The organism is Ralstonia flaminis (assembly GCF_958415495.1).
GTDB classification, from domain to species: domain Bacteria; phylum Pseudomonadota; class Gammaproteobacteria; order Burkholderiales; family Burkholderiaceae; genus Ralstonia; species Ralstonia flaminis.
In genome coordinates, this window is sequence record NZ_CATZLL010000008.1 from 133930 (window position 1) to 153158 (window position 19229).

The 19229-nt window shown below is 62.3% G+C and carries 15 protein-coding genes; 13 read left to right on the top strand and 2 right to left on the bottom strand.

From position 1 onward, the window contains the following. The first annotated feature begins 1047 nt into the window (after positions 1-1047). Positions 1048-3633, top strand: coding sequence for a bifunctional aconitate hydratase 2/2-methylisocitrate dehydratase (acnB, locus tag R2N11_RS14225; protein WP_316681479.1), 2586 nt, complete (start codon positions 1048-1050; stop codon positions 3631-3633). A 151-nt stretch (positions 3634-3784) separates the two neighbouring features. On the opposite strand, the gene R2N11_RS14230 is transcribed toward acnB, so the two are convergent. Next, the gene (locus R2N11_RS14230) at positions 3785-5104 is read right to left on the bottom strand and encodes an MFS transporter (RefSeq protein WP_199031262.1); all 1320 of its coding nucleotides are present in this window, start codon (positions 5102-5104) and stop codon (positions 3785-3787) included. A gap of 147 nt (positions 5105-5251) precedes the next feature. Between R2N11_RS14230 and cyoA the strand changes: the two genes are divergently transcribed. The 6 genes from cyoA (at position 5252) to R2N11_RS14260 (ending at position 10411) form a co-directional block, all read left to right on the top strand. Next, positions 5252-6304 (top strand): ubiquinol oxidase subunit II, encoded by a 1053-nt coding sequence (gene cyoA, locus R2N11_RS14235; RefSeq protein WP_316681480.1) that lies wholly within the window; start codon positions 5252-5254, stop codon positions 6302-6304. A gap of 79 nt (positions 6305-6383) precedes the next feature. Further along, a complete protein-coding gene (gene cyoB / locus R2N11_RS14240; RefSeq protein ID WP_199031264.1) occupies positions 6384-8387 on the top strand; it encodes a cytochrome o ubiquinol oxidase subunit I in 2004 nt (667 codons plus the stop codon). After that, complete coding sequence (cyoC, locus tag R2N11_RS14245; protein ID WP_316681481.1) at positions 8380-9036, top strand: cytochrome o ubiquinol oxidase subunit III; 657 nt, start codon at positions 8380-8382, stop codon at positions 9034-9036. Before cyoB ends, cyoC begins: the two co-directional genes overlap by 8 nt. Then, the gene (gene cyoD / locus R2N11_RS14250; RefSeq protein ID WP_316681482.1) at positions 9033-9467 is read left to right on the top strand and encodes a cytochrome o ubiquinol oxidase subunit IV; all 435 of its coding nucleotides are present in this window, start codon (positions 9033-9035) and stop codon (positions 9465-9467) included. Before cyoC ends, cyoD begins: the two co-directional genes overlap by 4 nt. A 91-nt stretch (positions 9468-9558) precedes the next feature. Further along, entirely contained in the window at positions 9559-9984 is a 426-nt protein-coding gene (locus R2N11_RS14255; RefSeq protein ID WP_316681483.1) for a GNAT family N-acetyltransferase, read from the top strand. A 91-nt stretch (positions 9985-10075) separates the two neighbouring features. Next, positions 10076-10411: a hypothetical protein gene (locus R2N11_RS14260; RefSeq protein ID WP_316681484.1), complete on the top strand. Its 336-nt coding sequence runs from the start codon at positions 10076-10078 to the stop codon at positions 10409-10411. Positions 10412-10415: 4 nt separating this feature from the next. Here R2N11_RS14260 and R2N11_RS14265 read toward each other — a convergent pair whose 3' ends face one another. Continuing rightward, on the bottom strand, positions 10416-11312 hold the full coding sequence (locus R2N11_RS14265; protein WP_316681485.1) for a LysR family transcriptional regulator: 897 nt from the start codon (positions 11310-11312) through the stop codon (positions 10416-10418). A gap of 117 nt (positions 11313-11429) precedes the next feature. Here R2N11_RS14265 and R2N11_RS14270 point away from each other — a divergent pair, with 117 nt between their 5' ends. The 6 genes from R2N11_RS14270 to R2N11_RS14295 all read left to right on the top strand — a co-directional run bounded on the left by R2N11_RS14270 (position 11430) and on the right by R2N11_RS14295 (position 19124). After that, positions 11430-13193 (top strand): acyl-CoA dehydrogenase family protein, encoded by a 1764-nt coding sequence (locus R2N11_RS14270; RefSeq protein ID WP_316681486.1) that lies wholly within the window; start codon positions 11430-11432, stop codon positions 13191-13193. Next, positions 13190-14377: a CaiB/BaiF CoA transferase family protein gene (locus R2N11_RS14275; RefSeq protein WP_316681487.1), complete on the top strand. Its 1188-nt coding sequence runs from the start codon at positions 13190-13192 to the stop codon at positions 14375-14377. The genes R2N11_RS14270 and R2N11_RS14275 overlap by 4 nt, the downstream gene beginning before the upstream one ends. Positions 14378-14462: 85 nt before the next feature. Continuing rightward, the gene (locus R2N11_RS14280; protein WP_316681488.1) at positions 14463-15860 is read left to right on the top strand and encodes an MFS transporter; all 1398 of its coding nucleotides are present in this window, start codon (positions 14463-14465) and stop codon (positions 15858-15860) included. A 101-nt stretch (positions 15861-15961) separates the two neighbouring features. Then, complete coding sequence (locus tag R2N11_RS14285) at positions 15962-16156, top strand: hypothetical protein (protein WP_316681490.1); 195 nt, start codon at positions 15962-15964, stop codon at positions 16154-16156. A gap of 159 nt (positions 16157-16315) precedes the next feature. Next, positions 16316-16834: a sigma-70 family RNA polymerase sigma factor gene (locus tag R2N11_RS14290; RefSeq protein ID WP_316681491.1), complete on the top strand. Its 519-nt coding sequence runs from the start codon at positions 16316-16318 to the stop codon at positions 16832-16834. Between the two features lie 85 nt (positions 16835-16919). Further along, positions 16920-19124: a TonB-dependent siderophore receptor gene (locus R2N11_RS14295; protein ID WP_316681492.1), complete on the top strand. Its 2205-nt coding sequence runs from the start codon at positions 16920-16922 to the stop codon at positions 19122-19124. Positions 19125-19229 lie beyond the last annotated feature (105 nt).

The window sequence follows — 19229 nt, forward strand, 5'->3', positions numbered from 1 at the left end:
TGACGCATCGCCACACCACTGCAGGGCCGTGATTTCTTATTCGCCGGAGCCGGTCAAAACCGGAAGAATTTTTTCGGGTCACTTTGGAATCCAGCCCATTGGTTCAGGACCGGACAGAACTTCGCCACCGCCGGGGCACCTCGGCAGTTGGGCAGCAATTGCTGCCGTATATGACGTGAGGCGCGCGCTAATCGTGCGGCGCTCAAAGCCACTGGACCGGCAGTCATGCCAAGTCAGTCGTGGTTGGAGTCGGCCAATGGCTCCCTCGTGATCTGTGGGTAAGCCAGTTGTGTATCGGTAGCGTGCAAGTCTCAGGGCCGCTACGTTTGCGTTTATGTGCCTAGTCTCGGCTATTCGCCGGAGCCTAAAAGCAAAGCGGCTTTCACGAATTGCCTATCACGCGGTGCTTTCTACGAAGCGCGGCCGAGCGGAGGCAAGCGTTCCGGTTGGTGATGCTGAGCCGCAACAGCAACCAATGGATGGGGAAGGGGGGGCTCGGCGCCGCGATTTGCCAGCTTTTTGCCAGCATTCAGCCATTTCCCGCATCCCTAAGCCGAATTGCGGGGGGTCGAGTCCCCTCCCTCGCACCAGCATTCCCTTTTCAATCGGGCCATTAAGTTCTCCGTTCGGCAGGAATCGGTGGACTTTTGCCGGTTGTGGTCCCCATTTGCCTGAGTTCACATCGGTTCTACGTGCGAATGTTCTGTCGCGCGATTTCGCGTTTGGCCAAGGTGTCGATGTGCCGCCGATAGATCGGCCTCACCATCGCAAGGAACGCCTGCTGGCGAGCCTTTGCGGCGACTCACGTTTGCCAAACCTCCGGTAATCCAGGCCGGCGCTTGCGATCAACGCGATGTTTGGTCAGCGGGCGGGGCGGCTCAGATTCAGCCTGTGGGCTGACATTTTGCCTTCTGACTCTTATATAAGATATAAGACATTTGACCTCGCCGAGTGTTGCGATTAGAATCGCGCCGAAGCGGCGCCCGGGGTAGCACTCGGAGTGCCGGAACAACCGTCCTCTGAAACGCAATCCCAGCAGGTCTCCCCATGCTTGAAAACTTTCGCGCTCACGTGGCCGCCCGCGCCGCACTCGGTATTCCTCCCCTGCCGCTGACGGCCCAGCAGACCGCCGAACTGGTCGAACTGCTGACGAACCCGCCCGCAGGCGAAGAGCAGACGCTGCTCGACCTGATTACCCACCGCGTTCCCGCCGGCGTGGACGAAGCCGCCCGCGTGAAGGCCGGTTTCCTGGCCGCCGTGGCCAAGGGCGAGACCGCTTGCCCGCTGATCTCGCGCGAACGCGCCACCGAACTGCTCGGCACGATGCTGGGCGGCTACAACATCCAGCCGCTGATCGAGCTGCTGTCCGATGAAGCCGTCGCTGCCGTGGCTGCCGACGCACTGAAGAAAACCCTGCTGATGTTCGACCAGTTCCATGACGTCAAGGAACTTGCCGACAAGGGCAACGCCCACGCGCGTGCCGTGCTGCAAAGCTGGGCCGACGCCGAATGGTTCACGAGCCGTCCGGAAGTGCCGCAAAGCCTGACCATCACCGTCTTCAAGGTGACGGGCGAAACCAACACCGACGACCTGTCGCCGGCCCCGGACGCCACCACCCGCCCGGACATCCCGATGCACGCGCTGGCGATGCTGAAGAACGCACGCCCCGGCATCACGCCGGAAGAAGACGGCAAGCGCGGCCCGGTCAAGTTCATTGAGTCGCTGAAGGAAAAGGGCCACCTGGTTGCGTACGTGGGCGACGTGGTCGGCACCGGCTCCTCGCGCAAGTCGGCCACCAACTCAGTGCTGTGGTTCACGGGCGAAGACATCCCGTTCGTGCCGAACAAGCGCTTCGGCGGCGTGTGCCTGGGCGGCAAGATCGCCCCGATCTTCTACAACACGATGGAAGATGCCGGTGCGCTGCCGATCGAACTCGACGTGTCGCAGATGAACATGGGCGACGTGGTTGAGCTGCGCCCGTACGAAGGCAAGGCGCTGAAGGACGGCAAGGTCATCGCCGAATTCCAGGTCAAGTCCGACGTGCTGTTCGACGAAGTGCGCGCCGGTGGCCGTATTCCGCTGATCATTGGCCGTGGCCTGACGGCCAAGGCACGTGAGGCCCTGGGCCTTGCCCCGTCGACGCTGTTCCGCCTGCCGCATCAGCCGGCCAACAGCGGCAAGGGCTTCTCGCTGGCGCAGAAGATGGTCGGCCGCGCATGCGGTCTGCCGGAAGGTCAGGGCGTGCGCCCGGGCTCGTACTGCGAACCGAAGATGACGTCGGTCGGCTCGCAGGACACCACGGGCCCGATGACCCGCGACGAACTGAAGGATCTGGCTTGCCTCGGCTTCTCGGCCGATCTCGTGATGCAGTCGTTCTGCCACACGGCCGCGTATCCGAAGCCGGTGGACGTGAAGACGCACCAGACCCTGCCGAACTTCATCAGCAACCGTGGCGGCATCGCGCTGCGCCCGGGCGACGGCGTGATCCACTCGTGGCTGAACCGCATGCTGCTGCCCGACACCGTCGGCACCGGCGGCGATTCGCACACGCGCTTCCCGATCGGCATCAGCTTCCCGGCAGGCTCGGGTCTGGTCGCCTTCGCGGCCGCAACCGGCACAATGCCGCTGGACATGCCGGAGTCGGTGCTGGTCCGCTTCAAGGGCAAGATGCAGCCGGGCGTCACGCTGCGTGACCTCGTCAACGCGATTCCGCTGTACGCCATCAAGCAGGGCATGCTGACGGTTGCCAAGCAAGGCAAGAAGAACATCTTCTCCGGCCGCATTCTCGAAATCGAAGGCCTGCCTGATCTGAAGGTCGAGCAAGCGTTTGAGCTGTCGGATGCGTCTGCTGAGCGTTCGGCCGCCGGTTGCACGGTGCACCTGAACAAGGAACCGATCATCGAATACCTGAACAGCAACATCACGCTGCTCAAGTGGATGATCGCGCAGGGCTACCAAGACGCGCGCAGCCTGCAGCGCCGTATCAAGGCGATGGAAGCGTGGCTGGCTGATCCGCAGCTGCTGCAACCGGATGCCGACGCCGAATACGCCGCCGTCATCGAGATCGACCTGGCCGACATCCACGAGCCGATCGTGGCCTGCCCGAACGACCCGGACGACGTGAAGACCCTTTCCGATGTCGCGGGCGCTACGATCGACGAAGTGTTCATCGGCTCGTGCATGACCAACATCGGCCACTTCCGTGCCGCGTCGAAGCTGCTGGAAGGCAAGCGCGACATCCCGGTCAAGCTGTGGGTCGCGCCGCCGACCAAGATGGATCAGAAGCAGCTGACCGAGGAAGGCCACTACGGCGTGTTCGGCACGGCTGGTGCGCGTACCGAAATGCCGGGCTGCTCGCTGTGCATGGGTAACCAGGCACAGGTGCGCGAAGGCGCGACGGTCATGTCGACGTCGACGCGTAACTTCCCGAACCGCCTGGGCAAGAACACGAACGTGTATCTGGGCTCGGCGGAACTGGCGGCGATCTGCTCGCGTCTGGGCAAGATTCCGACCAAGGAAGAGTACATGGCCGACATGGGCGTGCTCAACGCGAACGGCGACAAGATCTACAAGTACATGAACTTCGACCAGATCGAAGACTTCAAGGAAGTGGCCGACACTGTGCAGATGTAATCGGGTTGTCGGACGACGGCGGGTTGTTTTCGCCGTCGTGACATGAAAAACGCCGCAGGCTAAATGTCTGCGGCGTTTTTTTATCCATCCTGCGTACCAATCTCTTGGCGGCGGGCGCTCAGCCAAGCGAGGCCTCCTTTTGCAGAAGCACTCACGCGTCAGGTGTCCCCAGCGCCTGGTTGATCCGCAGGGCAATCAACGTACCTGCCACGCCTGACAGCAGATACAGGCTGACTGCTGCGAGCCCGAACAGCGACGACAGCCCCAGCGCCACCAGCGGCGCAAATGCTGCGCCAAACAGCCAGCCGAAGTCGGTGGTCAGGGCGGCACCGGTATAGCGGAACCTGCGCTCGAAGTTTGACGTCACCACACCGGCCGCCTGGCCGTACGACAACCCCAGCAGACCAAAGCCCACCAGGATGAAGGTGTCTTGCCCCGCGACGCCGCCGTCGAGCAGCCACGGCGTGGCCAGGCTGAAGACGCCGATCAGTACGGCCATGACCGCCAAGGTGGTACGCCGACCGATGCGGTCTGCAATCAAGCCGGAAATCAGCGTGCCGATGAGCGCAATGACAGCGCCGACGATCTGCACGGCCAGCACGGCGGACACGCTCTGTGTCTTGCGCAGGACCACCCAAGACAGCGGGAATACCGTGACAAGGTGAAACAGGGCGTAGCTGGCCAGCGCTGCGAAGGCCCCGAGGAAGATATTGAAACCCTGCGCGTTCACCATCTGCAGGGTGCTGATCGGCTCCAGCTCGCCTTCTTCGAGCAGTTGCGTGTATTCGTGCGTCACCACCAGCCGCAGCCGTGCAAACAGCGCAACCACGTTGATGGCAAAGGCCACGTAGAACGGATAACGCCAGCCCCAATCGATGAATTCCTGGAATGTCAGGCTGGCATACAGGAACAGGAACAGCGCCCCCGCGATGATGAAGCCGGTTGGCGCGCCCAGTTGCCCCAGCATGGCGTACCAGCCGCGTTTGTTCTCGGGCGCGTTCAGCGCGAGCAGTGACGGCAGGCCATCCCATGAGCCGCCAAACGCAATGCCCTGCATGAAGCGGAACAGTGCCAGCAGGTAGATGGCCGAGTGCCCAATCGACGCGTACGGTGGCAGGAAGGCAATGCCCACCGTAGCCGTACCCAGCAGGAACAGCGATGCCGTCAGCTTGATGCTGCGCCCCCATCTGCGCTGGATGCGCATGAACAGCGCCGTGCCGAACGGGCGCCCGATAAAGGCAAACGAGAAGATCGTGAAGCTGAACAGCAGCCCGGCCAGTTCACCGGTGAACGGAAAGTAGACCGTCGGGAAGACGAGCACTGAGGCGATGCCGTAGACGAAGAAGTCGAAGTACTCTGACGCGCGTCCGATCACCACGCCTGTGGCGATCTCGGCGGGGGCCACTTCATGATGCCCTGGCGCGGGAGGTGCAGTCGGTGACGCGCGATGTTGGTGGGTCAGACTGGCCATCGTGGAGTCTCCATCGGAGCGGGAGGGATGCCGTACAGCACTCAAAGTCCGGCAATCATCAGAATAGGCGCCTAAACTGCAACGGCAAATCGAAAGATCGTTGGGGGCCACCCAACGCGACGTTAACCAGACGCCACTTCCGAGACCATGCCACGCTTCGATGCAGCGGTGAAACTCCTCAGAGTAGCGGGAAGATCGCTTTTGCGAAGTGCCGCAATCGCCTCATTGGTGATTCTCGCGGGATGTAGCAATGCGGTGCTTTTGTCGCCGGCTGGCGATATGGCGTTGCGACAGCGGGACCTGATCATCATCGCCACGTGCCTGATGCTGTTGATCATTGTGCCGGTGATCTTTCTGACGCTGCTGTTTGCATGGCGATACCGGGAGAGCGCCAAAGACGCTCCCTACAACCCGGAGTGGGACCATTCCACGGTGCTGGAACTGGCGATCTGGGCCGCGCCACTGCTGATCATCATCACGCTTGGCGCCGTCACCTGGGTCAGTACCCATCAACTCGATCCGTATCGGCCGCTGACGCGGCTTGATGAACATCGCCCGGTCGCCGCAGACGCCAAACCGCTCATCGTGGAAGTGGTGGCGCTGGACTGGAAGTGGCTGTTCCTCTATCCCGAGCAGGGCATCGCCACCGTCAATGAACTGGCCGCGCCGGTGGATCGCCCGATCGCGTTCAAGATCACGGCCACCTCGGTCATGAATGCGTTCTTCGTGCCTTCGCTTGCGGGCATGGTCTATGCCATGCCGGGCATGGAAACCAAGCTGCACGCAGTCATCAACCAGCCGGGCATCTACGACGGGTTTTCATCCAACTACAGCGGTGCGGGCTTTTCGCACATGCGATTCAAGTTCCACGGCTTGTCCAACGAGGATTTCGATCGCTGGGTCCAGCAGGTCAAAGCGTCGGGCACGCCGCTGTCGAAGGACGCCTACCAGAAGCTGGCCAAGCCCAGTGAAAGCGAGCCGGTGCAACGCTATGCCAGCGTGGCCCCGAACCTTTACGACTTGATCCTGAACCGCTGTGTGGATGGCCAGGCATGCCTGGCGGACACGATGGCGAGCAATCGCAATCGTGGCCGGTTCGACCCGACGGCGGAAATCTGTACCGCAAGCAACACGGTCGATGCCATGCCAATCTTTGCGCCGGATGTCGCGAGCAATGACAACCGACGGCTGTTGCAGTAGCGCACGACCCTGCGCCCCTTGACGTTTTTCGCCAATGTTGATCGGTCACGATTGATCAAACCAGGCCCAGGTGATAACCATGCCCGAGCGTTCCGAACTCGCTAACCTGATCTTTGGCCGCCTGTCGTGGGAGGCCATTCCGTACCACGAGCCGATCCTGCTCGCCACCTTCGCGGTCGTTGCCATTGGTGGCCTCGCAGTGGTGGGGCTGCTGACCTACTACCGCGTCTGGGGTTACCTGTGGCGCGAGTGGTTCACCAGCATCGATCACAAGAAGATCGGCATTATGTACATCGTCTTGGGCATCGTGATGCTGCTGCGTGGTTTTGCCGACGCCATCATGATGCGGATGCAGCAGGCGGTGGCGTTTGGCGACAATGCTGGCTTCCTGCCACCACATCACTACGACCAGATCTTCACCGCGCACGGAGTGATCATGATCTTCTTCGTGGCCATGCCGCTGGTGACCGGCCTGATGAATTTTGTCATGCCACTGCAGATCGGCGCGCGTGACGTGGCATTCCCATTCCTCAACAACTTCAGCTTCTGGATGACCACGGGCGGCGCCGTCCTCGTGATGATGTCGTTGTTCGTGGGCGAGTTCGCGCGCACCGGCTGGCTGGCGTATCCGCCACTGTCGGGCATTCTCGCGAGCCCTGACGTTGGGGTCGACTACTACATCTGGGCATTGCAGGTGGCCGGGGTCGGCACCGTGCTATCGGGCATCAACCTGTTGGTGACCATTGTGAAGATGCGCGCACCGGGTATGACGTTGATGCGCATGCCGATCTTCACGTGGACGGCGCTTTGCACCAACACCCTGATCGTCGCCGCCTTTCCGGTATTGACGGCCGCGCTCACGCTGTTGGCCCTGGATCGCTATGCCGGCACCAATTTCTTCACGATCGATCAGGGCGGCAGCGCGATGATGTATGTCAACCTGATCTGGATATGGGGCCACCCCGAGGTCTACATTCTGGTGCTGCCGGTGTTCGGTGTCTTCTCGGAAGTGGTGGCCACGTATTCGCGCAAGCGCCTGTTTGGCTACGCGTCGATGGTCTATGCGACGGTCGTGATTACGGTGCTGTCGTATCTGGTTTGGCTACACCACTTCTTCACGATGGGGTCGGGCGCGAGCGTCAACTCGTTCTTCGGGATCACGACGATGATCATCTCGATCCCGACCGGCGCGAAGATCTTCAACTGGCTGTTCACGATGTACCACGGCAAGATCCGCTTCGAGCCGCCGATGCTGTGGACGATCGGGTTCATGGTCACCTTCGCCATCGGTGGTATGACCGGCGTGCTGCTGGCGGTGCCGCCGGCCGACTTCTCACTGCACAACAGCCTGTTCCTGATCGCGCATTTTCACAATGTGATCATCGGGGGCGTGCTGTTTGGGCTCATGGCGGGCATCACGTACTGGTTCCCCAAGGCGTTCGGTTATCGCCTGGTGTCTTCGTGGGGCAAGGCATCGTTCTGGTTCTGGTTCATCGGCTTCTACTTTGCGTTCATGCCGCTTTACTGGTTGGGCATGCGCGGCGTGACCCGCCGCATGAGCCATTTCGATGATCCGTCTCTGCAGATATGGTTCCAGCTTGCCGCATTCGGTGCGCTGCTGATTGCCATCGGCATTGCCTGCTTCCTGATCCAGCTTGTGGTGAGCTTCCTGCGCAGGGAGGAGCTGCGCGATACGACCGGGGACCCATGGAACGGCCGTACGTTGGAGTGGTCGACCTCGTCGCCGCCGCCGCAGTACAACTTCGCGTTCACGCCGCTCGTGCACGACTCTGATGCCTGGTGGCAGATGAAGCAATACGGCTACCAGCGGCCGCAGGAAGGCTTCATCCCGATTCATATGCCGAAGAACACGGCGGCAGGCATCTTGCTGGCGGGGCTGTCCACGCTGTGCGGCTTTGCGTTGATCTGGCACATCTGGTGGTTGGCCATCGCATCGTTCGCGGCCACGATCCTCTCGGCCATCATCCACACCTTCAACTACAAGCGCGACTACTACATCCCTGCGGAGGATGTGGTCCGGACCGAAGCATCACGCACCCAACTGATGGCAAGCCATGGCTGACACGACCGTACCCCTGCATGCGAACGGTACTGCCGAGGCGGATACCATTCCGCCGGGTGGCTACCAGTTCCACGTCACCGGAGAGCATCACGTGCCAAACGGCACGCTGCTTGGGTTCTGGATTTACCTGATGAGCGATTGCTTGATATTCGCGTGCCTGTTTGCCGCTTATGGCGTGCTGGGCCGCGAGTACGCAGGCGGGCCTACCGGGGCGGAGCTGTTCGAGCTGCCGCTGGTGGCGCTGAACACGTCCTTCCTGCTGCTGTCGTCAATCACGTATGGCTTTGCGATGCTGCAGATGCAGCAGAACAAGGTCCGGCCCATGCAGATCTGGCTGGCCATCACCTGGCTCTTCGGTGCGGCGTTCCTGGCGGTGGAACTCTACGAATTCGCGCACCTGATTCATGAGGGGGCAGGGCCGCAGCGCAGCGCATTCCTGACATCGTTCTTCTCGCTGGTCGGCACGCACGGGCTGCACGTGACGTTCGGCCTGATCTGGCTGATCGTGCTGATGCTGCAGGTGTCGCAGCACGGGCTGATCACCGCCAACAAGCGCCGGCTGATGTGCCTGTCGATGTTCTGGCACTTTCTGGACGTCGTCTGGATCGGCGTCTTTACCTTCGTCTACCTGATGGGAACGTTGCCATGAGCGCGCAGGATCAAACGATGAGTGGACACGGCGATGGCCACGGCCATCATCACGAGCACCACGAAGAAGAGATCGGGCCGCACGCCACACTGGGCGGCTACCTGACGGGTTTCGTGCTGTCCGTCTTCCTGACGGCGATCCCGTTCTGGCTGGTGATGGGCAATGTGTTCGACAAATCGTCGACTACGGCCGTTGCGATCCTGCTGATTGGCGCAGTGCAGATCGTGGTGCACATGATCTATTTCCTGCACATGAACGCCAAGTCGGAGGGCGGCTGGAACATGCTGTCGCTGATGTTCACGCTGGTGCTGGTGGTCATCACGCTCAGCGGTTCACTCTGGGTGATGTACCACCTGAACACCAACATGATGCCGCACATGCGGCCCATGCCGGGGTCGGGCAGTGCGATCTTGCCGCCGCGGAGCCAGTAGGGCGGCGTGTCACGGCTCTGTCGTTGACGGCGGTGGGTGCGCCAAATACTGTGTGTGCATACAGTGTTTGGCACACCCACCGGAAGACGGCATGCAGACCCCAGAGATCTTCGTCACTGATCAAGCCAGCGATCACGACATCAACGTCATCGGCAACGGCCTGAATCGCTTCAATGACGCTCATGTCGGCTATGGCGACCGGCAACCGCTGGCTGTGCTGGTGCGTGATCCGTTAAGCGGTGAAATCCTTGGTGGCGCAAGCGGGCGAACATCGCTCGGCCTGCTGTTTCTCGACCTGTTTCATTTGCCGGAGACGTTGCGCGGCAAAGGCATTGGCACCGAGGTGCTGCGCAGGTTTGAGCAAGAAGGGCGCCGCCGCGGTTGCTGCTCTGCCGTGGTCTACACGATCAGCTTCCAGGCGCCAGCGTTCTACGAGCGCAATGGATGGGTGCGGTTTGGAGAGGTGCCATGCGACCCGCCCGGCACCAGCCGGGTGTTCCTGAGCAAGGCACTCTGATAGGACGCCTTCTCGATCGGTATTTGCCAGGGCGCGAAACTCCAGCACAATGCGCCTCGCACGTATTGCCCAAACCGGAGAGGAGTCATCCATGCACAAGGCACTTGCAGCGCTTACGCTTGCGCTGGCATCCGGCGTCATTCACGCCGCTGACATTACCGTTCGTACCGAAAACTATCCGCGGCCGCCGTATTCCGGCGCTACGTACTACATCTACGAGCGCGACGGTCGGACCATCTGCACCAAGCTCCAGGTCTGCAACAAGTACGATCAATGCGATACGAAATACGTGAAGGGCAGTTTCAAGGACGAGGAAGACGTGCAGACCGGTGACCCTTATGGCAAGACCGATGCGGTTGTGATCGGCAAGGAGAAACTTGCCAAGCACGTCTGCCTGACCAAGTTCAAGCTGACTGGCCAACCCTAAGCGATCAGGGTTTCACGTTCTCCCGCGCGGCGGCTTCGAGGTATTCAAGAAAGCGGGTCGCCACCGGCTCCGCATCGCCCGTGCGTCGCAATGACAGCACGGGCGATTCTTTTTTTCCGCCGGCCAGCGCGACAAAGCTGACCCGCGCATCGCCGGCGTGCTGCAGCGTCTTGGGCACCAGCGCCACGCCCATCCCGAAGCCCACCATGGTCACCACCGTCTGCCACAGCCGCGTCTCGTGGCGGATCACCGGGCTGAAGCCGGCGTCCACGCAGAGGGCGATGATCAGGTCGTGGTAGTGCGGCGACACCGTGCGCGGAAAGAGGATGAACGGCTCTTGCGCAAGCGCGGCCAGCTCCAGGCTCTTGCGGCGGGCCAGCGCGTGGCCGGCGGGCAGGCAGGCGACGAAGGGCTCGGAGAAGATCGGCGTGGAAACGACTTCGGCGGGGAAGGTCCCCCAGTATGCGCAGCCCAGGTCGATCTGCTGACGCTGGAGAGCTTGGACCTGCTCGCCGGTGTTCATCTCGCGCAGGATGATTTCTACCGCCGGATGATCGGCCTCGAAACGCTCGACCGCGCGCGGCAGGCCGCGATACAGCATCGAACTGACGAAGCCGACACGCAATCGCCCGGCCAGCCCGTGCGCGGAACGCTGCGTGATGCGCTCGACCTCCGCGGCTTGCTGCAGCAGCTTGCGGGCTTCATCCAGCAGCACCTGGCCGGCGTTGGTGAGCGCCACGCTTTTGTTGGTGCGCGCGAGCAATTGCACGCCCAACCGCTCCTCAAACTTGCGGATGTCGAAGCTCAGGGCTGGCTGTGAGATGAACAGCCGCTGTGCCGCACGCCCGAAGTGCAGTTCTTCCGCCACGGCAACGAAATAGCGCAGCTGCTTCAGATCCATGGCGGTCTCGCTCAACGATAAGACTTGTTTATCGTACAGGACAAAACCTGTATTGGACGATTATCGATGGCGTTCCTATGCTGGCCGGACAACACAGGAGACAGCGAGGCCACCCGCATGAACGACATCGCCCGCGAACCAATCATTGGTCAACCCGTTGGCCACCAGAACATCCCCGACAGCCGGGGCATCAATTTTTTCCACGTCGATCCGGATCTCGCGCACCTGCTGCGGTTATACCTGGGCGATGCGCAATATCGTGCGCTGGAACCGCAGCTCAAATCGCTTGGCCAGCGCGCTTCGGACGAGCTTGACGCCTGGGCGACCAGCGCTGACCACAACCCACCGCAACTGCGCCACCGTACACGTCGCGGTGAAGCGCTGCAGAGCATCGACAAGCACCCCGATTACGTTGCGCTGGAGCGCGTGGCGTATGCCGAACTTGGTCTCGCTTCGATGAGCCATGTCGGCGATGCGCCGCCGCCGCTGGTCAAATACGCGCTCACGTACCTGTTCGTGCAGGCCGAGTTCGGCCTCTGCTGCCCGGTCAGCATGACGGATTCGCTCACGCGCACGCTGCGCAAGTTTGGCGATCCGGCGTTGGTGGCGCGCTATCTGCCGATGCTGGCTTCGCGTGACTTTGACGTGCTGTACCAGGGCGCGATGTTCATGACCGAGCAGGCTGCCGGTTCGGATGTTGCCCGTATCGCCACGCGCGCTGCGCTGGAAAGCGCACCCGACGGTACGCAAACGTGGCGCCTGTATGGCGACAAGTGGTTCTGCTCCAACGCCGATGCGGACCTCGCTATGGTGCTGGCCCGTCCGGACGGCGCGCCGTCGGGTATCAACGGCCTGGCGTTGTTCCTGCTGCCCAAGACTCTGCAGGACGGCACGCGCAACAACTACCGGATCATCCGCCTGAAGGACAAGCTCGGCACCCGCTCGATGGCCAGCGGCGAGATCACCCTCGAAGGCGCCACCGCTTACCTGATCGGCGAGATCGGCCGTGGCTTCCACCAGATGGCCGACATGATCAACATGTCGCGCCTGTCGAACGGCGTGCGCGCCGCTGGCCTGATGCGCCGCGCGACCACCGAGGCGCTGCACATCGCGCGCAACCGCGAAGCCTTCGGCCGCAAGCTGATCGACATGCCGCTGATGCAGCGCCAGCTGTTGAAGATGCTGCTGCCGACCGAGCAAGCGCGCTCGATGTTCATGCAGATCGCGCAGTTGCTGCCGTTGGCCGATGCCGGCGATGCGCAGGCCGCCAAGTGCGTGCGCATCCTGACGCCGCTGATCAAGTTTCGCGCCTGCCGCGATGCACGCCGTGTGACCGGTGATGCGATGGAGGTGCGCGGCGGCACCGGCTACATCGAAGAATGGAGCGATGCGCGGCTCGTGCGTGATTCGCATCTCGGCTCGATCTGGGAGGGCACGAGCAATATCGTCGCGCTCGACATCGCACGCGCTGTGAAGCGCGAAGGCGCGCTGGAGCCGCTGCGTGCGTACCTGCTCGGCTTGCTCGACGGCGTCACGCTGCCAGCGCAGAGTGATGCGCTGTTGCGCGCTACGCTCGACCGCGTTTGCCGCACGATCGCGAAGGTGGCCGAAGCGGGCAGCGACGAGCTTGTGCGTCAGGCCGGTTCCGCGCTCTATCACATCACCACGGCGATCTTCATGGCGGTGGAGGGCGTGCGTCTGGCGCCGGAGTATCGTCGTCTGGCGCTTGCGCATCTGGTGCTGCGTCACAAGCTGCTGCCGGTTGATCCGCTGGCCTTACCTGAGAACGACGACGCACTGCTGTTTGATGCGCTCGTTCAGCAGCGCGAGGTGTCTTTTGCGCTCGCCATGCAGGCTCTGCCGGCAGGAGCCGAGCTATGAGCGCGGTCAATGGAGCACTGCACGGCCTGAAGGTCGTCGACCTGAGCCGCGTGCTTGGCGGGCCGTACTGCACGCAGGCGCTGGCCGACCACGGCGCGCAGGTCATCAAGCTAGAGCCTCCCGTCGGCGACGAGACCCGAACCTGGGGCCCGCCGTTTGATGATAACGACACGGCGTGGTACTTCAACGGCGTCAATCGCAACAAGCTCGGCATCTCGGTCGACCTGTCGTGCGACGAAGGCCGCGTAGTGCTCTGGCAATTGCTGGAAGATGCCGACGTGCTGGTCGAGAACTTCAAGCCCGGCACGCTGGCGCGCTGGGGCATGGATTTCGAGCGCGATCTGCAGTCGCGCTTTCCACGCCTGATCCACTGTGCCGTCTCCGGTTTCGGCCCGGACGGCCCGCTGGGTGGGCTGCCCGGCTACGACGCCGCCATCCAGGCCATGGCTGGCCTGATGAGCGTCAACGGCGAGCGCGACGGCGGCCCGATGCGCGTCGGCCTGCCCATCGTCGATATGGTGACGGGGCTCAACGCGCTGGCCGGCATCCTGCTGGCGCTAGCGGAGCGCGAGAAAAGCGGGCGCGGGCAATCGATCGACATTGCGCTGTACGACTGTGGTGTGTCGCTGCTACATCCGCATCTGCCCAACTACTTCGGCTCCGGCAAGGTGCCGCAACGCAGTGGCAATGCGCACCCGAACATTACGCCGTACGACAGCTACCAGACTGGCACTACGCCGATCTTTCTGGCCGTGGGCAACGACCGCCAGTTCGCCAAGCTGTGCGCGCACATTGGCGTGCCTGAGTTGGCGGAAGACGCGCGCTTTGCTGATAACCGCAGCCGCTGTGCGCATCGCCCGGAACTCAAGCGGGCGTTGGAGGCGCAACTGGCCCGCTTTGATTGCGAGACGCTTGCGCAAGACCTGATTCATGGCGGCGTGCCGTGCGGGCCGGTGCTGAGTGTCGATGTGGTGGCGCGCCATCCGCACACGCTGCATCGGCAGATGGTGGTCGAGCTGGGTGACTACCGTGGCACGGGCTCGCCAATCAAGCTGTCGCGCACGCCGGCCACGTATCGCAACGCACCGCCTGCGCTGGGTGCCGATACCGATGCCGTGCTGGCTTCGCTCGGCATCGACATGGAAACCCGGCAGCGCCTGTTCGAGGCAGGCGTTCTGAAATGACATGAGCTGAAGCTGACGCCACACAACACGGCAGACGGCCCGACAGAGGCCGCGCCAAACCGGCAGTACCACCAAGGAGACCAACATGCCTCACCAGTCCGCGCCCCAGGCTGCGAATCTGCAGCCGCGCCGTGCCGCGGTTGCCGCGTTCATCGGCACCACCATCGAGTGGTACGACTTTTACATCTACGGCCTTGCCGCCGCGCTGGTCTTCGGCAAGGTGTTCTTCTCCAAGACGCTGGACCCGGGCATCGCCACGCTGCTGTCGTTCGTCACGTTGTGGGCTGGCTTTGCCGCACGGCCCATCGGCGGCATCATCTTCGGCCACCTGGGCGACAAGATCGGTCGCAAGACCACGCTCATCATCACGCTCATCCTGATGGGGTTGGCGACGATGGGTATCGGCCTGCTGCCAAGCTATGCGCAGATCGGCATGTGGGCGCCGGTGGGGCTGGTGGTACTGCGCGTGATTCAGGGCGTGGCCGTGGGCGGCGAGTGGGGCGGTGCGGTGCTGATCGCCAGCGAGAGCGCCCCAAAGCACAAGAGCATCCTGTACTCCGCCTTCGCGCAGCAGGGCTCACCCACGGGCAACCTGCTGGCGACGTTGGTGTTCTTTGCGCTGAGCGCGCTGCCGACACCGCAGTTCATGTTGTGGGGCTGGCGCGTGCCGTTTCTGCTGTCGGCGTTGCTGGTGATCGTGGGCATGGTCATCCGCCTGAAGCTGGAAGAGTCCGACGACATGAAGCGTGTGCTGGCGCAGAAGAAGACCGTCAAGCTGCCGCTCAAGGATGTAGTGCGCGATCACTGGGGCTTGGTGCTGCTGGGCGCAGGCACGCTGCCACTGATCCACGTGACGTACCTGAAGAGCAATTTCGCACTGGCATGGGCCACCAAGGAACTCGGTTATGCGCAGGACACCTTCCTCGGCATCATCGCGATTGCGCTGGTGGTGCAGTTCATCACGCAGCCGCTGGGGGCGTGGCTGGTCTCGCGCATGGACATGCGCCGCGCGATCTGCCTGATGGTGTTGCCCGAGTTCCTGCTCATGCCGGTGATGTTCTTTGCCATTGAGACCAAGGTGGTCTGGATTGCGTTGGTAGGCATGTGCCTGGCGACGATTCCGCATTCGATGTTCTACGGCGCCATCGGCGGCATTCTGGCGCGCGTGTTCCCGACGCGCATCCGCTACACGGGGCTGTCGCTGGCGTATCAGCTGTGTTCGCTGGTGGTGGGCGGCGGCACGCCTGTGTTTGCACAGTGGATGCTCAACAGCACCGGCAACATCGTAGGCGTGGCAGCGTCGTCGGCGCTGTATGCGCTGGTGTCGTTGGCCTGCACGCTGGTGCTGCTCAACCGCACGGGCTATCGCGCAGACGAGCTGTCCACCGCCGAGCGTGCGGATGCGATGGATCTGGGGCAGGGGGACGCCGATGCCCCTCGCGCCCCTTCCGCGCCGGTCGGCAAGCCTGTTGCCGCGGCCTGAACGCAGGCGCTTACGCGAAACGTGCGGTGGCGCGCCTGCCGCACGTTCCCTACGATGACAAGGCAAGCCATACGCCATACGCAGACAACGGGAAGCGTGCCATGTCCATCTTTGACGAGAACGAGCATCGCGAAGCCTTCTGGGAAACCGTGCGCCAGGCCATCGAGGCGCGCGAGCAGGCCGATGAAGCGCGCCGCTCAGGCCGCATGACCGGGCTGGCGATCGGCCTGTCGCTGGCCGCCCTGGCTGTTGCTTTGATGGCGTGGCGGCACCGCTCACCGGATGATGCGACTTAAGGGCGTCTTGCCGCTGCGCGCCCATTCTTAGTTCTCCCTTTCGAATCCCCATTTGCGAACAAGGTTGCTCGACTCATACAATGAGAATGATTCTCATTTGTATGGGCGCCATGTGTACGTGCTTGCGTGCGAGCGTCCGGTCCATTTCCGGGAGCCCGCATGCCGGCCGTTCAGCCCAATCCGCTGCTCGACATCGACGCGCTTTACGTTTGCCACCGCGATTGGCTGTTCACATGGCTGCGCAGGAAACTCGCGTGCCCGGAAGAGGCGGCGGATGTGTTGCACGACACCTTCATGCGCGTGATGGCCTTGCCCGATGCGTTGATTGAGGTGCGTGAGCCGCGTGCTTACCTGACCACCACCGCCAAGCATCTGATGATCGATCGTGCGCGCCGGCGGCGTGTCGAGTGTGCGTGCCTGGATGAGCTGACGTTGCGATGCGAGCAGTTCGGCCATGTGCCGTCGCCAGAGCAGTGCATGGCGCAGATGCAGACGCTGCAGCACACGAGCACGGTGCTGGAAACACTATCGCCCAGCGCGCGCGAAGCCGTTCGCTTGCGCTACATCGAAGGGCAATCGCATGCGTGCATTGCCGAGCAGCTTGGCAAATCAACACGCATGGTGCGCAAGTATCTCGTGCAGGCGGTTGAGCGTTGCTCGACGTGCGCGAGGGCCTGATCGAAAAAAAGTTCCAGAGCGAGTTCCGCTTTTGCGGTGTGGATCGTCGATGGGTGTGGAAACCACACGCATCTTCCAACACACCATGCCAAAGCACATCAACACAACAACGGCTTTTCCATCTGAAACGACCTGCCGCACAACGCTGCGCCCGCTGGCGCTTGCTGCACGGCTGACTTGCGCAATGCTGCTGGGGGCAACGCTACCCGCGCAAGTGATGGCGCAGAGTACCACCGCAGAGGTCAATGCCACACTGCCCACCGCAACGGTAGTCGGCCGCGGCGAGACAGCGCAGAGCCCCGGCAAGGGCTTTGTCGCCAAGCAAAGCTTGGCAGGCACCAAGACCGATACGCCAATCATCGAGACACCACAGTCGATCTCTGTGATCACGCAACAGCAGCTGGAGGACCAGCGGCCACGGGGCCTGTCGGAAGCGCTCAACTACACGTCGGGCGCGTTCACGGGACTGGTCGGGGCGGCCAACCGCTATGACTATGTCGCGCTGCGCGGCTTCAACGACGCCAGCGTCAACAACGCGCTGCTCGATGGCTTGAGCCTGCAGGGGGATCAGGGCAGCTACAGCTCGTTCCAGATCGATCCGTATTTCCTGCAGCGCATTGACGTACTCAAGGGGCCGGGCTCGGTTCTGTTTGGGCGCGCTTCGCCGGGGGGCGTGGTGTCGCTCGTCAGCAAGAAGCCGCTGTTTCAGCCGTATCACGAAGTCGAGTTCACGTTGGGCAACCGCAACCGTGTTGAAGGGGCGTTCGATATCTCCGGGCCGGTGGATCAGAACGGCGTGATGGCCTTCCGCGTGACCGGCCTGGCGCGTGGCATGGATTCACAGTTCCAGCATGTGCGTGAGCAGCGCTTTGCCATCGCGCCGTCGCTGGCGATCAACTTCACGCCCAACACGCATCTGTTGCTGCAGGCCTATCTGCAGCACGATCCAGAAGGCAGCTTCAACAGTGGCGTGCCCGCAGAGGGCAGCCTGTTCCCACGTAACGGCCGGACCATCTCGCGCTACTTCTTCGACGGTGATCCGACGGTTGAAAAATTCCGTCGTACCGAACGCATGTTGGGTTACCAGTTTGAACACGCGTTCAACGACCAATGGACCGCGCGCCAGAACTTCCGCTACATATTCGGCGACGTGCGTATGCGACAGATCTACGGCTACGGCTGGGCCGATGCGGACAATCTGACGCGCTACTACGCCGGTGCCAAGGAAGCCACGCATGCCTACACCGTCGATAACCAACTCGAGGGCAAGTTCACGACCGGCCCCATCAAGCACACGATGCTGGTTGGGTTGGACTACCAGAAGCGCCACGTCGATGGTTTCTGGGAATCCGGCAGCGCAGACCCGATTAACGCGTTCAACCCGGTCTACGGCAACCCCGGATTGACCGGCGTGAGCGCTGCGCCGATCGATCGTTGGCTGGAGCAGACCGGTGTGTACCTGCAGGACCAGATCGCCATCGACCGCTGGCGCTTCACGCTGGGCGTGCGTGAAGACCACGCCAAGGCATCCAACCTATATGGCACGGGCACGCCGTCGGAGTGGAGCGGCTCGAAGTTCACCAAGCGCGTGGGCGTGGTCTACCTGTTCGACAACGGTATCGCCCCGTACTTCAGCTATGCCGATGGCTTCAACCCGAGCATCCGGACGGATCAGCGAGGCAATCTGCTGCAACCGGCCACGGCCAAACAGTTCGAGGCGGGCTTGCGTTATCAGCCCAAGGGATCGAGCACGATGCTGTCGGCCGCTGTGTTCAACCTGGAGCAGGAGAACGTTGCCAGCAAGCCGGCCAGCCAGATCTACTACGTGCCCACCGGCAAGATCCGCACGCGCGGGCTGGAGCTGGAGGCGCGCTCGCAGGTGACGGACACTGTCTCGGTGCTGGCCAACTACACCTTCACCGATATGAAGTTCGTCGAATCGGCCGAGGGCTTCGTGGGCAACACGCCGTACCAGGCGCCGCGCCATATGGCATCGGTGTGGGGGGATTGGACCTTCATGCCTGGCTACACGGCGGGTGTGGGCGTGCGCTACGTTGGCACGAGCTATGGCGACAACGCCAACAGCTTCAAGGTGCCGCCGTACACGCTGGTTGACCTGATGCTGCGCATTGATCTCGCGCGCTGGGATGCATCACTCAAAGGCGCAAAGCTGCAATTGTCGGCAAAGAATCTCTTTAATAAAGCGTATGTGGCATCTTGCATGAACAGCAACTACTGTTATTGGGGTGATGCGCGCAACGTGATGGCGACCATTTCGTATCAGTGGTAATTAAGAATTGTTCACGCAAACATCATCGTGTTTGTGTAGTATGGTGACTTAGCTTGTTGCCCGGCGGCTTTGCATTAAAGTCGTCGGGCTATTCAGAATCTGTCC

What these genes read in the sequence shown, in the direction of transcription:
- acnB (WP_316681479.1), top strand. Translation starts at nt 1,048, where the DNA reads ATGCTTGAAAACTTTCGCGCTCACGTGGCCGCCCGCGCCGCACTCGGT.
- R2N11_RS14230 (WP_199031262.1), bottom strand. Translation starts at nt 5,104, where the DNA reads ATGGCCAGTCTGACCCACCAACATCGCGCGTCACCGACTGCACCTCCC.
- cyoA (WP_316681480.1), top strand. Translation starts at nt 5,252, where the DNA reads ATGCCACGCTTCGATGCAGCGGTGAAACTCCTCAGAGTAGCGGGAAGA.
- cyoB (WP_199031264.1), top strand. Translation starts at nt 6,384, where the DNA reads ATGCCCGAGCGTTCCGAACTCGCTAACCTGATCTTTGGCCGCCTGTCG.
- cyoC (WP_316681481.1), top strand. Translation starts at nt 8,380, where the DNA reads ATGGCTGACACGACCGTACCCCTGCATGCGAACGGTACTGCCGAGGCG.
- cyoD (WP_316681482.1), top strand. Translation starts at nt 9,033, where the DNA reads ATGAGCGCGCAGGATCAAACGATGAGTGGACACGGCGATGGCCACGGC.
- R2N11_RS14255 (WP_316681483.1), top strand. Translation starts at nt 9,559, where the DNA reads ATGCAGACCCCAGAGATCTTCGTCACTGATCAAGCCAGCGATCACGAC.
- R2N11_RS14260 (WP_316681484.1), top strand. Translation starts at nt 10,076, where the DNA reads ATGCACAAGGCACTTGCAGCGCTTACGCTTGCGCTGGCATCCGGCGTC.
- R2N11_RS14265 (WP_316681485.1), bottom strand. Translation starts at nt 11,312, where the DNA reads ATGGATCTGAAGCAGCTGCGCTATTTCGTTGCCGTGGCGGAAGAACTG.
- R2N11_RS14270 (WP_316681486.1), top strand. Translation starts at nt 11,430, where the DNA reads ATGAACGACATCGCCCGCGAACCAATCATTGGTCAACCCGTTGGCCAC.
- R2N11_RS14275 (WP_316681487.1), top strand. Translation starts at nt 13,190, where the DNA reads ATGAGCGCGGTCAATGGAGCACTGCACGGCCTGAAGGTCGTCGACCTG.
- R2N11_RS14280 (WP_316681488.1), top strand. Translation starts at nt 14,463, where the DNA reads ATGCCTCACCAGTCCGCGCCCCAGGCTGCGAATCTGCAGCCGCGCCGT.
- R2N11_RS14285 (WP_316681490.1), top strand. Translation starts at nt 15,962, where the DNA reads ATGTCCATCTTTGACGAGAACGAGCATCGCGAAGCCTTCTGGGAAACC.
- R2N11_RS14290 (WP_316681491.1), top strand. Translation starts at nt 16,316, where the DNA reads ATGCCGGCCGTTCAGCCCAATCCGCTGCTCGACATCGACGCGCTTTAC.
- R2N11_RS14295 (WP_316681492.1), top strand. Translation starts at nt 16,920, where the DNA reads ATGCCAAAGCACATCAACACAACAACGGCTTTTCCATCTGAAACGACC.